A 13680-nucleotide genomic window follows, 5' to 3' on the forward strand; every position below is an offset into this window, starting at 1 on the left:
CGCGAGCCCGAGGAGCCCCATGACCACCGCCGCGTCCCGCCGGAGCGACCGGAGGATCAGCCCCGTCTTCGTGGGGATCGTGGCCGTCATGGCGGTCACGGGCTGGGCCACCTGGACCGGGTTCGCCGAGCAGCCGGGGCTCGCCGTCTTCCTGTTCGTGACGTCGGCGTGGATCGTCTCGCTGTGCCTGCACGAGTACGCCCACGCCCGGACCGCCCTGCACAGCGGCGACATCTCCATCGGCGCGAAGGGCTACCTGACCCTCAACCCGCTGAAGTACACGCACGCCCTGCTCAGCATCGTGCTGCCGGTCGTGTTCGTGATCATGGGCGGTATCGGTCTGCCGGGCGGCGCCGTCTTCATCGAGCGGAACCGCATCCGGGGCCGCTGGAAGCACAGCCTGATCTCGGCGTCGGGCCCGCTGACGAACGTGCTGTTCGCCGCGGTCTGCACGGCGCCGTTCTGGCTGGGGGTGACGGACGGGGTACCGGCGGCGTTCCTGTTCGCCCTCGCGTTCCTGGCGTTGCTGCAGGTCACGGCGGCGATCCTGAACTTCCTGCCGGTGCCGGGCCTCGACGGCTACGGCGTGATCGAGCCCTGGCTGTCGTACAAGATCCGCCGCCAGGTGGAGCCGCTCGCGCCGTTCGGGCTGCTCCTCGTCTTCGCGGTGCTGTGGATCCCGGCGGTCAACGGCGTGTTCTGGGACGTGATCGACGCGTTCATGCGGGGCCTCGGCATCGAGGGCCGGCTCTCCGACTGCGGCTACTGGCTGTACCGCTTCTGGCGCGCGGACAGCGACGTGTGCCTGACCGGTCCGTGACGGGAGGGCGGAGCCGTGCAGGGCGGGCCAGGACCGTGACGGGAGGGCGGAGCCGTGCCGGGCGGGAAGGGCCTCAGTGCGCGGCGGACTGCCGCTCGGCCTTCGCCCGGCGCACGTAGTACCAGGCCATGTTGGACGACAGTCCGGCCATCAGCACCCACACCACACCCAGCCAGCTGCCCCGGACGAAGGACACCACGGCCGCGGTGGTCGCGAGCAGACAGACGGCGAGGGCGTAGACGGCGAGTCGCCGGGCCGGGCTGGGCGGGGGCAGGGCGGGCATGGGGGTCGGCTCCTGACAGGGCGGTCGGACGAGGCGGTACGACGGGGTCGCACCGCCTCCAGTGTCCCCCATGCCCGGCGGCGGCTCACACGTCGGTCAGGCGGATCCCGGCGTGCGCCTTGTAGCGGCGGTTCACGGAGATCAGGTTGGCGACCAGCGCCTCGACCTGGTGGGCGCCCCGCAGGCGGCCCGCGAAGACGCCCCGCATGCCGGGGATGCGGCCCGCCAGCGCCTGCACGATCTCGACGTCGGCCCGGACCTCGCCGAGCACCATCACGTCGGTGTCGATCTCCTCGATCTCCGGGTCCTCCAGGAGAACGGCGGACAGGTGGTGGAAGGCGGCGGTGACCCGCGAGTCGGGCAGCAGGGCGGCGGCCTGCTCGGCGGCGCTGCCCTCCTCCGGCTTCAGCGCATAGGCGCCCTTCTTGTCGAAGCCGAGCGGGTTGACGCAGTCGACGACGAGCTTGCCCGCCAGCTCCTCGCGCAGGGACTCCAGGGTCTCGGCGTGCCCGTCCCACGGCACCGCGACGATCACGACGTCGCTGCGGCGCGCGGTCTCGGCGTTGTCCGCGCCCTCCACGCCGTGGCCGAGTTCCTCGGCGGCGGCCCGCGCGCGGTCGGCGGCCCGCGAGCCGATGATCACCTTCTGGCCGGCCTTGGCGAAGCGGTACGCGAGGCCCTTGCCCTGGGGCCCGGTGCCCCCGAGCACTCCGACGACGAGCCCGGAGACGTCGGGGAGGTCCCAGGGGTCCTTGGCCGGGGCCTTGGCGGGCGCCGCGCCGGGGGTCTCGGGCGTGCCGGGGGCCGTCTGTGCACTGTCGGTAGAGGTCATGGGCTGACTTTACGTGCGCGGTCACGACGGGGTCGGATCAGGTGGGCGCAGGTCGGGAGGGGGGCGGTCGGGGGAGACGGTCGGCTGAGGGCGGTCATCGGAGGGCGGTGACGGGGATACGGCGGAAGGTGACCGTCTCGTACGCGCTGAAGTCGCCGGTCCCGTACAGGAGCCCGACCGTGTGCTCGTCGACGCGGACGAGGTCGGAGTACGCGGTGGGCAGCCCGTCGACGGTGTGGGCGTCCCGCCAGGTCGTGCCGTGGTCGGTGCCGGCCCGCATGGTCATCAGGGCGCGGAACCCGGGGTCGGCCGGGCCGGAGCAAAGGAGCAGGTCGGGGTCGCGCAGCTGGAGGAGACTGCCCTCCACGACCGGGCCGACGAGGCCCGCCTGCGGCCGGAACGGCTTGATCAGGCTCTCGCCGCCGTCGGCGGATCAGGCGTCGGCACGGGTGCCGGGGGCCCGGGCATGGGGCACGAGGCGTGGTGGGCGTGGGGCTGACTCGCGGTGCGTGCCCGGCTCGGGCGAATTCGGGGTGAACGCCGGGTCACGAGTGGCCGGTTGCGGCAGGATGCTGGCGCATGGACGCCATACGGGTCGCGTTGCTGCGCGAGGTGCTCGCCGGGACCGAGTGGCTGGGGGCGACACGCCGGTTCGCGGGGACACTGCGGCGGTCCGTGGAGTCGTACGGGGGTGGACTGCTACTCGTCGGCACCGCGGAGTACGAGCCGTGGCACCTCGCGGCGCACCTGGTCGACGAGGCGGCCTGGTCCGGCACCCCGGAGCTGTCCCCCACCCTCGTACGGCATGCCGCGCGCCCCTTCGGCCCGGCGCACCTCGCGGTGGGGCTGGGCCGGCTGTCGCAGGTCCGCCGGGGCGAGACCCTGCTCGTGGTGGCGCCCTCCGCGCCGGGGGCCGGTCTGCTGGAGCGGGTCGACGACGCGCGGCGGGCCGGGGCGACGGTCCTCGCGCTGGACACCGGGCACCGGGAGCTGTCGGCGATGGCCCACGAGGCGCTGGTGGCGCCGGACGAGCGGGAGGTCGACCTCGACACCGTGCAGCACCTGGTCAGCGCGGCGGCCGGGGAGAACGTGGTGCCCCGGCGCCGAGGACGGGGCGGCTTGCGTGACCGCCTGTCCCGGCTGGCGGACGCCCTGACGTCACCGCCGCCGACCCGGTGGTGACGGGCCGTCCCACCGACCCGGTCCACCGACCCGGCCCACCCGCCCGACTCACCAGGCTCGTTCTCGTGCACCGCCGGAAAAACCGGTTGCCCCGGGCGGTGGCGCGGCTGAGCATGGGGCGGCGTGAGCAGACCCGACGGCGATGAGTACGCCTCTCCCCCGGCCCCCGCCCCCTCATCCCCTCCGGATGCCTCCCCCGCCGCTGCGGCACCGCCGCCCTCTCCCTCCAAGGTGGCCTCGCGGCTCGTCTCGTTGTTGCCGGATCTCGCGCCCTGGCGGGTCTCCGTGGACTTCCGGCGGCTCTGGGTGGCCGGCCTGATCACCAACTTCGGGAGCTTCCTGACCTTCGTCGCGCTTCCCGTGCAGATGAAGGAGCTGACCGGGTCCGTCGCGGCGGTCGGGGCCATCGGCGCCGTCGAACTCGTCCCGCTCATCGTGTTCGGGCTCTACGGCGGGGCCCTCGCGGACGGCCTCGACAAGCGGGCCCTGATCCTGTGGACCGAGGCCGGGCAGGGGCTGCTGTGCGCGGCGCTCCTCGTGAACGCCCTGCTGCCCGAGCCGCTCGTGTGGCCGCTGTACCTCGTCGCCGCCCTCTCCTCCGCGCTCGTCGCGGTGCAACGGCCGGCCCTGGACTCCCTCGTCCCCCGGATCGTCCCGCACGAGCACCTGCCGGCCGCCGCGTCCCTCAACTCGCTGCGGTGGACCGTCGGCGGGGTCGCCGCGCCCGCCCTGGCCGGCGTGGTCGTGGCGTACGCCGGGCTGGGCTGGGCGTACGCGGCGGGCCTCGCGACGTTCGTCGTGTCCGTCGCGCTGGCCGCGGGGCTGGCGCCGTCCCCCGCGTCGCACGAGGCGGCGAAGCCGTCGTGGCGGTCCATCGCGGAGGGCGCGCGGTACGCGTGGAACCGCAAGGAGCTGCTCGGGACGTACGCCGTCGACCTCGCCGCCATGTTCCTGGCCATGCCGTTGGCCGTACTGCCCTTCCTGGCGGACGAGTTGGACGCGGAGTGGTCGCTGGGGCTGATGTACGCGGCGCTGCCCGCCGGGGCGTTGCTGGTGACGTTGACGAGCGGGTGGACCTCGCGGGTGCACCGGCACGGGCGGATGGTGGTGCTGGCGGCGGCGCTGTGGGGGGTGTCCGTGGTGGCGGCGGGGTTGACGCGTGACGTGTGGCTGGTGCTGGCGTTCCTGGTGCTGGGCGGGGGCTTCGACATGATCAGCGGGATCTTCCGGGCGGCCATGTGGAACCAGACCATCCCCGACGAACTGCGCGGGCGACTCGCCGGGATCGAGCTGCTGTCGTACTCCGTGGGGCCCCAGTTGGGGCAGGTGCGGGCGGGGGCGATGGCCGCGTGGACCTCGGTGCGGGCGTCCGTGTGGGCCGGTGGGGTGCTGTGCGTGGCGGCGGTGGGGGTGCTGGCGGTGTGCCTGCCGAAGCTGATGACGTACGACGTTCGGACGAACGAGCACGCGGTACGTCTGCGCGAGGACCGGGCTCTGGCCGGCCCACCCCGCACCTGACGCATTGCGGCGAAGAGTGCCGGAGAAAGCATTCAGCTAACACTTCTTCAGATAGGGGAGAAGTATGCCGTTTGTGTGATTGAATCATGCACCAATCAGCCACGTGGCCTGAATCGGCCGCCCGGAGCCTGCCTTGTCCGTCCCGTCCCCCGACGGGGGGCCACGGGTTCCGGGCGTCTCCAGCGAGCCGGTCCGGATCCCGTAGGCGCCGGGGGGAGGGACCGGGAGCGCACCCGTTCTGCGCTCCACAGCCGCACAGGCTCACAGCCACACGGGCTCACAGCCGCACCGCACGGGCTCCCACCGTGCGGCGGACGGCGCCGTCGCGGCACCGCCGGTCCTCACACGCGAAGGGAAGTCGCATGAACGCCACCGTCTCCAACTTTTACTACGGCGCCGCGACCCCGGTCGCGGCGTATCTGATGGCCTGCCTCGGGGCGGCGCTCGGACTGCGGTGCACGACCCGGTCACTGAGACGCCCGCACCGCAGAGCGGGGTGGCTGACCCTGGGGGCCGTGTCGATCGGCTGCGGCATCTGGACCATGCACTTCATCGCCATGATCGGCTTCAGCGTCGAGGGCGCGCTGGTCAGCTACGACACCACCAAGACCCTGCTCAGCCTGCTCGTCGCCATCGGCGTCGTGGCGATCGGCGTGTTCCTCGTCGGCTACCGGGGCGGCTCGCCGGCGACCCTGGCCGCGGCGGGCACGGTCACCGGGCTCGGTGTCGCGTCCATGCACTATCTCGGCATGGCCGCGGTACACACCAACGGCACCCTCCACTACGACACCCTGACGGTGGGCCTGTCCGTCGGCGTCGCCGTCGCCGCCGCGACCGCGGCCCTGTGGGCGGCCGTCTCCATCCACAATCTGTGGGCCAGCCTCGGCGCGAGCATGATCATGGGCGTGGCCGTGACCGGTATGCACTACACGGGCATGGCCTCCGTCTCGGTGCACCTCACCGGCAGGTCCGACGTCTCGCAGTCCTCCGCCGGCCTGCTGTCGTTCCTCCTGGCGATGCTCGCCGGTCCGCTCGTCGTCCTCCTGGTCGCGGCCGTCATCGTCATGTTCGACCCCGACATGGTGCTGGGGGACAACGAGTGGGACGGGACCGCACCCGCGCCCGCGCCGCACGGGGGCCGCACGGCCACCCCGGCCCGGCACGCGGCGGCGGCCCCCTACGACCGCCCCTACGACGACCGCCACTCCACTCCCTCGGACTGGTGACGCGACCAGCCCGGCGGGGTCAGGCGTCGGGCCTCCCGGACGGGGAGTCGTGCCAGCGCGGGTCGTTCTCCCACTCGGCGTTGCGTTCACGGGCCGTCTCCATGGCCCGTGTCGCCTCCTCGCGGCTGGCGTAGGGGCCCATGCGGTCCTTGCCGGGGCAGTCCGGGCCCTCTTCCACTTTCTTGTGTTCCAGGCAGTAGAACCACTCACCGGGTTTGCCGGCCGTGCGGCGCTTGAACAGGGGCATGACCTCAGTTCCCTTCACCAGTCGTCACCGACATGGTCCCCCACCACCGCTGGTTAAACTCGCTGGCATGTCTGGCCAGTCGCTGCTCGCACCGGGGAAGCTCTCCCCCGCCCGCTCCGTCCCGGGGCACATCCGCCGCCCCGAGTACGTGGGCAGGCCGTCCCCCACCCCGTACACCGGACCCGAGGTGCAGACGCCCGAGACGATCGAGGCGATGCGGATCGCCGGGCGGATCGCGGCCCGTGCCATGGCCGAGGCCGCCCGGCACATCGCCCCCGGCGTCACCACCGACGAGCTGGACCGCGTGGCCCACGAGTACATGTGCGACCACGGGGCCTACCCCTCCACCCTCGGCTACCGCGGCTTCCCCAAGTCGCTGTGCACCTCCGTCAACGAGGTCATCTGCCACGGCATCCCGGACTCGACGGTGCTGCGCGACGGCGACATCGTCAACCTCGACGTGACGGCGTACATCGGCGGCGTCCACGGGGACAACAACGCCACGTACTTCGTGGGTGACGTCGACGAGGAGTCGAGGCTGCTCGTCGAGCGGACCCGCGAGTCCCTCACCCGCGCCATCAAGGCCGTCAAGCCGGGACGGCAGATCAACATCATCGGGCGGGTCATCGAGTCGTACGCCAAGCGGTTCGGCTACGGGGTGGTGCGCGACTTCACGGGGCACGGGATCAACTCGTCGTTCCACTCCGGGCTGATCATCCCGCACTACGACTCCCCGCACGCGACGACCGTGATGCAGCCCGGCATGACCTTCACCATCGAGCCGATGCTCACCCTCGGCTCGCACGACTACGACATGTGGGACGACGGCTGGACGGTCGTGACCAAGGACCGCAAGCGCACGGCCCAGTTCGAGCACACCCTGGTCGTCACGGAGACGGGGGCGGACATCCTCACCCTCCCGTGACCCCGGTGGCCGCCGGCCCGCCCCACGGACCCGGCCACCCCGCCCACCCCGCCCACCCGGCGCCCCGCCGCCCGAGCCCGCCCCGCCGCACCCCGGCCGAGGCGGGCTTCTTCGGGTGTCCGGCGTCTCGCTTCCGGGTGTCCGGCGTCCCACTCGCTCACAGGTGTCCGGCGTCTCGCTCATTTCCATGTGGGAGTCGTGACGATCCGGGGTAACGTTTTTACCGACAGGGAGTCGGGAACCTGTTGACTTAGGTAAGCCTAACCACCGAAACTGAGCGCCAGCTTCTCGTCTCCCCCCAGGCATCGGAGGCCCACATGCACGCGTCGGTCGTCTCGGACACGGCGTTCTCCACGCTCATCCGCACCGCGTCGCACGAGCAGCACACCGAGGCGGAGACCACGACGTTCATGGGCGACATGCTCGGCGGCAGGCTCGGCGTCGAGGCGTACGCGCGCTACACCGAGCAGCTGTGGTTCGTGTACGAGGCGCTGGAGAGCGGCGCGCGGGCCCTGGCCGACGACCCGGTCGCCGGGCCGTTCATCCAGCCGGAGCTGATGCGGCTGGCCGCGCTGGAACGGGACCTGGGGCATCTGCGCGGCCCGCGCTGGCGCTCGACGCTCTCGGCGCTGCCGGCGACGGAGGCGTACGCGGAGCGGGTCGCCGAGTGCGCGCGGAGCTGGCCCGGCGGCTATGTGGCCCACCACTACACCCGCTATCTCGGCGACCTCTCCGGCGGGCAGATCATCCGGGACCGGGCCGAGAAGACGTGGGGCTTCGAGCGGAAGGGCGACGGCGTCCGTTTCTACGTGTTCGAGGACATCGCGAACCCGGCCGCGTTCAAGCGGGGGTACCGCGAGCTGCTGGACCGGGTGCGGGCGGACGATCTGGAGAAGCAGCGGATCGTGAGCGAGTGCAAGCGGGCGTTCGCCCTGAACACGGCGGTGTTCCTGGCGCTGGGCGAGGAGTTCTCCCTGAGCGCCTGAGCGCCTCACCGCCCGAGCGCCTGACGGCCTGACCGCCTGAGCGTGAGGCGGAGCGGTCGTGACGGACCGGCCTCACCGCCGCCGCTCACCGCCCCCTGCCCACCGCTCACCGCTCACCGCTCACCGCTCCAGGAACACCCTTCCGCCGACCTCCACCCAGCCGTGCGGCTGCGGGGCCGTCAGGAGCTGGGAGCCCGTGCCCTGGGTGATGTTCAGGGCACGGCCGAGCCGGGCGGTGAGCTGGAGGGCCGCCGCACCGGTGGCCTCATCCTCGTCGACGCCGTCGCCGCGGCCGGGGAAGGCGCGGGCGCGGACCCGGCCGGCGGCCTCGTCCTCCCAGGCCCAGGCGTAGATCCACTCGCCGGGCGGCGGGACCGTGAGGTCGTCGACCTCGGCGGCGGTGCCGTACTGGCGGAAGGTGCGGGGCGGGGCCCACTCCGGCAGGGCCTCGATCCAGCTGAACTCGCCGTCCAGCCGGGCGCCGACGACACCGGCCGGGGTGACCAGTTCGGGTACGTCGAGGAGCCAGGCCGTGCCGACGCAGGGGTGGCCTGCGAACGGCAGGCGCAGCGTGGGGGTGTAGATGTCGATGATCCCGCGCTCGGGGTCGTCCACGAACACGGTCTCGCTGAAGCCGAGTTTGGCGGCGAACGCCTGACGGTCGGCGCGGTCGGGCATCACGGAGCCCTCGCGGACGACGCCCAGTTCGTTGCCGTATCCGCCGCCGGGCCCGCAGAACACCCGCAGCACATCGAAGTCAGTCACATGCGGAATTGAAGCACCACCGGGACCGCCGGGTCGCTTCCGGGCGCCGCGCGGCGGGCGGACCAAGCTCCGGACCAAGTTCCCCTACCGGTCGGGCCGGTTGGGGGCGGGTCGGTCAGGCCTGCGCCCTGCGGCACATGCGCCACCCCCGATGGCCGCGCCGCCCGGCTGCCGGCCCCCAGGAGGGGCGGGCGCCGGAGGCGGGTCGGCCGCCGGCCGGGGATTCCCCCAGCCCCCGGCCAATGATGCCTTGATCACACCGAAACGGGACTCTTGACCGTTTAATGAGAAAGTTGACCCATTCTTGACCGTCCCATGAGGTCTGTTTTTGGCCACCGTGATCGGGCTGTGCTCGTACGGGCACCGGGGGGCGGGCTTCACTGGAGGCGTGGCATTTGGTGAGGTAAGCCTCAGATAACTTGGGGCAGCCTCACCTTATCTGTGTGTCCCCTGTGTCCTTCCTTGGAGCCGAAATGCGCCCCCTCAGACTGTCCCTCGTCACCGCCGCCACGGCTGTCGCGGCCCTGACCGCCGTCACGGGCTGCACCGAGAAGAGCAGCGCGGGCGCGGACGGGGTCATCGAGGTGACCGCGACGGACACGAAGTGCGAGGTGTCGAAGAAGGAGTTCCCGGCGGGGCACGTCGAGCTGGACATCGAGAACAAGGGCTCGAAGGTCACCGAGGTCTACCTCCTCTTCCCCGACGACCGCGTCGTCACCGAGCGCGAGAACATCGGCCCCGGCACCAGGCAGAAGGTCACCGCCGAGGTGAAGGCGGGCGACTACCGGATCGCGTGCAAGCCCGGCATGAAGGGCGACGGCATACGGCAGGACGTCACCGCGACCGGGTCCGGCAAGGTCGCGAAGCGCGACCCGCGGCTGGACGAGGCCGTGGCCTCCTACCGCAAGTACGTGCAGACGCAGGCCGACGAGACGATCCCGCTGGTGAAGGTGTTCGCCGAGGCCGTCAAGGACGGCGACGTCGAGGCGGCGAAGAAGGCGTACGCGCCCTCCCGCATCGGCTGGGAGCGCACCGAGCCGGTCGCCGAGTCCTTCGGCGACATCGACCCGAAGGTCGATGTCCGCGAGGACGGGCTGGAGGAGGGCCAGGACCCGGAGAAGGACTGGACCGGCTGGCACCGTCTGGAGCGCTCGCTGTGGAAGGACGGCAAGCTCACCGACCGTGACTCCGAGCTGGCGGACCGGCTGGTGGCGGACCTGGTGGACTGGCAGAAGCGGGTCGGCACGGCGGAGATCACCCCGACCTCCATGGCCAACGGCGCGAAGGAACTCCTCGACGAGGTCGCCACCGGCAAGGTCACCGGCGAGGAGGAGCGTTACTCGCACACCGACCTGGTCGACTTCAAGGCGAACATCGAGGGCGCCGAGGAGTCGTACGGACTGCTGAAGCCCGTCGCCGCCGAGAACGACCCGGAGCTGACGAAGGAACTCGACAAGCAGTTCACGGCGCTCAACACGCTGCTCGACAAGTACCGCGCGGACAGGACGGGTTACGACTTCGTCTCCTACGACAAGGTCGGCGAGGCCGAGCAGAACGAGCTGTCGGACGCGGTGAACGCGCTCGCGGAGCCGCTCTCGCAGCTCGCCGCGGCGGTCGTGAAGTAGGCGACGGAAGAGAGTCGGCAGTCATGACGGACACCACCGAGAACACCACGGACGGCGTCGGCGGCAGCGCCACCGGCAGCACCGGGACCACGCCCGCCACGGCGACGGGCACCACGGCCGCCGACGGCTCGCGTGCGCCGTCGCGGCGTGCCCTGATCGGCTGGGGCGGTGCCGGGCTGGCGCTTGGCGCCGCCGTCGCCGGGGGCGCCGTGGCCGTGGCCCGGCCCGGCGAGGACACCGGGCGGACGCCGGCCGAGGCCGGCGGTCCCATCGCGTTCCACGGCGAGCACCAGGCCGGTATCGCGACGCCCGTGCAGGACCGGCTGCACTTCGCCGCCTTCGACGTGGAGACGGACGACCGCGAGGCGTTCGTGGCGATGCTGAAGGACTGGACGGAGGCCGCGCGCCGGATGACCGCCGGGAAGGCGGTCGGGGACGGCGCGTACGGCGGGCTCGCGGAGGCGCCGCCGGACGACACCGGCGAGGCGCTGGGGCTGAAGCCGTCCCGGCTGACGCTCACCATCGGCTTCGGGCCCTCCCTGTTCGAGCGGTTCGGTCTGGCGGGGCAGCGGCCCGAGGCCCTGGTGGACCTGCCGCAGTTCGCCGGCGACAACCTGGACCGGGCCCGCAGCGGCGGCGACCTGTGCGTGCAGGCGTGCGCGGACGACCCGCAGGTCGCGGTGCACGCCATCCGCAACCTCGCCCGCATCGGCTTCGGCAAGGTGTCGGTGCGCTGGTCCCAGCTCGGCTTCGGCAAGACCTCCTCGACCACACCGGAGGCGCAGACCCCGCGCAACCTCATGGGGTTCAAGGACGGCACTCGCAACATCGCGGGCACGGAGACCGCCCGGCTGACGAAGCACGTGTGGGTGGACGAGAAGGACGGGCCCGCCTGGATGGCCGGCGGCTCGTACCTGGTGGCCCGGCGCATCCGGATGCACATCGAGACCTGGGACCGGACCTCGCTGCAGGAGCAGGAGGACATCTTCGGCCGCGACAAGGGCGAGGGCGCGCCCGTCGGCAGGGCGAAGGAGCGGGACGAGCCGTTCCTGAAGGCGATGAAGCCCGACGCGCACGTACGGCTCGCGCACCCCGACTCCAACGGCGGGGCGACGATCCTGCGCCGCGGCTACTCGTTCACCGACGGCACCGACGGTCTGGGCCGGCTGGACGCGGGCCTGTTCTTCATCTCCTACCAGCGGGACGTGCGCACGGGGTTCATCCCGATCCAGCGCAACCTGGCCACGGACGCGCTCAACGAGTACATCCAGCACGTGGGTTCGGCGATCTTCGCCGTGCCGCCGGGTGTCCGTGACGCGGACGACTGGTGGGGCCGTTCGCTGTTCTCCCCGACGACGGAGGGCTGACGTCGTGTTCGCGAACTACCTGATCGGACTGCGCGAGGGCCTGGAGGCCAGTCTCGTCGTCTGCATCCTCATCGCCTACCTGGTGAGGACGGAACGCCGGGACGCCCTGCGGCCCATCTGGATCGGGGTCGGTGCCGCGGTGGCGCTCGCCCTGGGCTTCGGCTGCGTCCTGGAGTTCGGCTCGCAGGAGATGACGTTCGAGGCGCAGGAGGCGCTCGGGGGCTCGCTGTCCATCATCGCGGTGGGCCTGGTGACGTGGATGGTCTTCTGGATGCGGCGCACGGCCCGGCACCTGCGGTCGGAGCTGCACGGCAAGCTCGACGCGGCCCTCCGGCTGGGCACGGGCGCACTGGTGGCGACCGCGTTCCTGGCGGTCGGCCGGGAGGGCCTGGAGACCTCGCTGTTCGTGTGGACGTCCGTGCGGGCGTCCAGCGACGGCACGGAGGGCCCGCTGATCGGTGTGCTGCTGGGCCTCGCCACCGCGGTCGTCCTCGGCTGGCTGTTCTACCGGGGTGCCCTGCGCATCAACCTGTCGACGTTCTTCACGTGGACCGGCGGCATGCTGGTCGTGGTCGCGGCCGGCGTCCTCGCGTACGGCTTCCACGACCTCCAGGAGGCGGACTTCCTGCCGGGCCTGACGGACAAGGCGTTCGACATCACCGGGACGATCCCGCCGGACAGCTGGTACGGCACCCTGCTCAAGGGCGTGTTCAACTTCCAGCCCGACCCGACGGTCCTCCAAGTCACGGTCTGGCTCCTGTATCTGGTCCCGACGCTCGCGCTGTTCCTCGCCCCGGTAGGGTTCGCCTCCGGGAAGGGGAAGGTGAAGGTTCCTGATGAGCAGGGTTCGCGGGGTTCCGAACACACGAAGGCTTCGTGAGGTTCGTCCGGTTCGTGCGCGTGGGGGGCGGCGCGGGCTCCGGTCGTACGGCCGCGGGGCGCTGCTGACCACGGCGGTGGCCGTGCTGTCGCTGACGACGAGCGGCTGTGTGGTGGTCCGCGGCGACCTGGAGATCGTCCCGACGGCGACCCGGGGCGAGGCGGCCCGCGCGCTGGAGGACTTCACCACCGCGTACAACGAGGCGGACAAGGAGTACGACCAGTCCCGGGACGCCGCGCGGGTGACCGGTGCCCTCGCCGACATCGACGGCGGCAAGCTCCGCTCGGGCGCGAAGATCAACCCGGGCGGCAACCCCGACCATGTGCCGCTGAAGCTGAGCGACGTGACGTACACGATCCCCGAGAAGGCGGCCTGGCCCCGCTGGTTCGTGGTCGACGCGGCCGCCAACAAGGGCCGGGACGGCGACCGTTGGCTGTTCGTGTTCACCCGCGACGGTCTGGACGACCTGTGGGAGGTGTCCTTCCTCACGATCATGCCCGCCGGCGACGTCCCGCAGTTCGAGAAGGACGCGGACGGCTACGCGCAGGTGGTGGCCGCCGACGACCCCCAGCTGTCGGTGGCGCCGGCGGAGCTGCCCGAGAAGTACGTGACGTATCTGAAGGAGGACAGCGCCCTCTTCGCCGACGGCCCGTTCACCTCGGAGGAGCGCGCGAAGCGCCAGAAGAACGCGCAACGGCCGGGCATCGTGCGGCAGTACGTCGACGAGCCCCTCACGAACGGCGACTACGCGCCGGTCGGGCTGCGCACCACGGACGGCGGTGCGTTGGTCTTCTTCACGACCCGCCACTACGAGAAGCAGACGGCGGCGCAGGGAGTGGACATCCCCGTCAACGACGCGGCCGTCAGGGCGCTGATGACGGGCGAGCCGCGGCAGTCCCTGACGCTGGAGTTCGTCTCCAACCAGGCGGTCCTGGACCCGGCGCGGACGGCCTCCGACGAGCAGGTGAGGTTCCTCGGCCAGGTGGGCGGTCTCACGTCCGCGAAGGGCGAGTGACGCGGCCCG

At 71.9% G+C, this 13680-nt stretch carries 14 protein-coding genes and 1 pseudogene; 10 read left to right on the forward strand and 5 right to left on the reverse strand.

Annotated elements, in window-relative coordinates:
• The first annotated feature begins 19 nt into the window (after positions 1 to 19).
• Positions 20 to 820: a site-2 protease family protein gene (locus GSY65_RS09915; RefSeq protein WP_159766978.1), complete on the forward strand. Its 801-nt coding sequence runs from the start codon at positions 20 to 22 to the stop codon at positions 818 to 820.
• Positions 821 to 893: 73 nt separating this feature from the next.
• Here the strand turns inward: GSY65_RS09915 and GSY65_RS09920 are convergent, their stop codons facing one another.
• From GSY65_RS09920 to GSY65_RS09930, 3 genes and pseudogenes are all read right to left on the reverse strand, one after another.
• Positions 894 to 1175 (reverse strand): hypothetical protein, encoded by a 282-nt coding sequence (locus GSY65_RS09920; RefSeq protein ID WP_380965957.1) that lies wholly within the window; start codon positions 1173 to 1175, stop codon positions 894 to 896.
• 13 nt (positions 1176 to 1188) lie between these two features.
• The gene (gene npdG, locus GSY65_RS09925) at positions 1189 to 1935 is read right to left on the reverse strand and encodes an NADPH-dependent F420 reductase (RefSeq protein WP_159766980.1); all 747 of its coding nucleotides are present in this window, start codon (positions 1933 to 1935) and stop codon (positions 1189 to 1191) included.
• Positions 1936 to 2029: 94 nt separating this feature from the next.
• A pseudogene (locus GSY65_RS09930) lies at positions 2030 to 2395 on the reverse strand (sialidase family protein); the annotation flags it as partial.
• Positions 2396 to 2514: 119 nt separating this feature from the next.
• Between GSY65_RS09930 and GSY65_RS09935 the strand changes: the two are divergent.
• The 3 genes from GSY65_RS09935 (at position 2515) to GSY65_RS09945 (ending at position 5861) form a co-directional block, all read left to right on the forward strand.
• Positions 2515 to 3117, forward strand: a complete 603-nt coding sequence (locus GSY65_RS09935; RefSeq protein ID WP_159766981.1) for a hypothetical protein — start codon at positions 2515 to 2517, stop codon at positions 3115 to 3117.
• A gap of 231 nt (positions 3118 to 3348) precedes the next feature.
• Complete coding sequence (locus GSY65_RS09940; protein ID WP_159766982.1) at positions 3349 to 4635, forward strand: MFS transporter; 1287 nt, start codon at positions 3349 to 3351, stop codon at positions 4633 to 4635.
• A 362-nt stretch (positions 4636 to 4997) separates the two neighbouring features.
• A complete protein-coding gene (locus GSY65_RS09945) occupies positions 4998 to 5861 on the forward strand; it encodes an MHYT domain-containing protein (protein ID WP_159766983.1) in 864 nt (287 codons plus the stop codon).
• 19 nt (positions 5862 to 5880) lie between these two features.
• Here the strand turns inward: GSY65_RS09945 and GSY65_RS09950 are convergent, their stop codons facing one another.
• Entirely contained in the window at positions 5881 to 6108 is a 228-nt protein-coding gene (locus GSY65_RS09950; RefSeq protein ID WP_159766984.1) for a hypothetical protein, read from the reverse strand.
• A gap of 67 nt (positions 6109 to 6175) precedes the next feature.
• On the opposite strand from GSY65_RS09950, the gene map reads away from it, so the two are divergent.
• Positions 6176 to 7033, forward strand: coding sequence for a type I methionyl aminopeptidase (gene map / locus GSY65_RS09955; RefSeq protein ID WP_159766985.1), 858 nt, complete (start codon positions 6176 to 6178; stop codon positions 7031 to 7033).
• Between the two features lie 317 nt (positions 7034 to 7350).
• The gene (locus tag GSY65_RS09960; RefSeq protein WP_159766986.1) at positions 7351 to 8019 is read left to right on the forward strand and encodes a biliverdin-producing heme oxygenase; all 669 of its coding nucleotides are present in this window, start codon (positions 7351 to 7353) and stop codon (positions 8017 to 8019) included.
• A 120-nt stretch (positions 8020 to 8139) separates the two neighbouring features.
• Here the strand turns inward: GSY65_RS09960 and GSY65_RS09965 are convergent, their stop codons facing one another.
• The gene (locus GSY65_RS09965; protein ID WP_159766987.1) at positions 8140 to 8784 is read right to left on the reverse strand and encodes a PhzF family phenazine biosynthesis protein; all 645 of its coding nucleotides are present in this window, start codon (positions 8782 to 8784) and stop codon (positions 8140 to 8142) included.
• A gap of 473 nt (positions 8785 to 9257) precedes the next feature.
• Here GSY65_RS09965 and efeO point away from each other — a divergent pair, with 473 nt between their 5' ends.
• From efeO to GSY65_RS09985, 4 genes are read left to right on the forward strand one after another with little or no spacing between them, the layout of a single operon-like run.
• On the forward strand, positions 9258 to 10409 hold the full coding sequence (efeO, locus tag GSY65_RS09970) for an iron uptake system protein EfeO (protein ID WP_159766988.1): 1152 nt from the start codon (positions 9258 to 9260) through the stop codon (positions 10407 to 10409).
• A 23-nt stretch (positions 10410 to 10432) separates the two neighbouring features.
• Complete coding sequence (efeB, locus tag GSY65_RS09975) at positions 10433 to 11776, forward strand: iron uptake transporter deferrochelatase/peroxidase subunit (RefSeq protein WP_159766989.1); 1344 nt, start codon at positions 10433 to 10435, stop codon at positions 11774 to 11776.
• Positions 11777 to 11780: 4 nt separating this feature from the next.
• Positions 11781 to 12656: an iron uptake transporter permease EfeU gene (gene efeU / locus GSY65_RS09980; RefSeq protein WP_159766990.1), complete on the forward strand. Its 876-nt coding sequence runs from the start codon at positions 11781 to 11783 to the stop codon at positions 12654 to 12656.
• Positions 12613 to 13671 carry a hypothetical protein gene (locus GSY65_RS09985; RefSeq protein ID WP_159766991.1) on the forward strand — a complete coding sequence of 353 codons (1059 nt, stop codon included), beginning with the start codon at positions 12613 to 12615 and terminating at the stop codon, positions 13669 to 13671. Before efeU ends, GSY65_RS09985 begins: the two co-directional genes overlap by 44 nt.
• Positions 13672 to 13680 lie beyond the last annotated feature (9 nt).

The sequence above is a fragment of the Streptomyces sp. HM190 genome (assembly GCF_009857135.1).
GTDB lineage: Bacteria > Actinomycetota > Actinomycetes > Streptomycetales > Streptomycetaceae > Streptomyces > Streptomyces heilongjiangensis.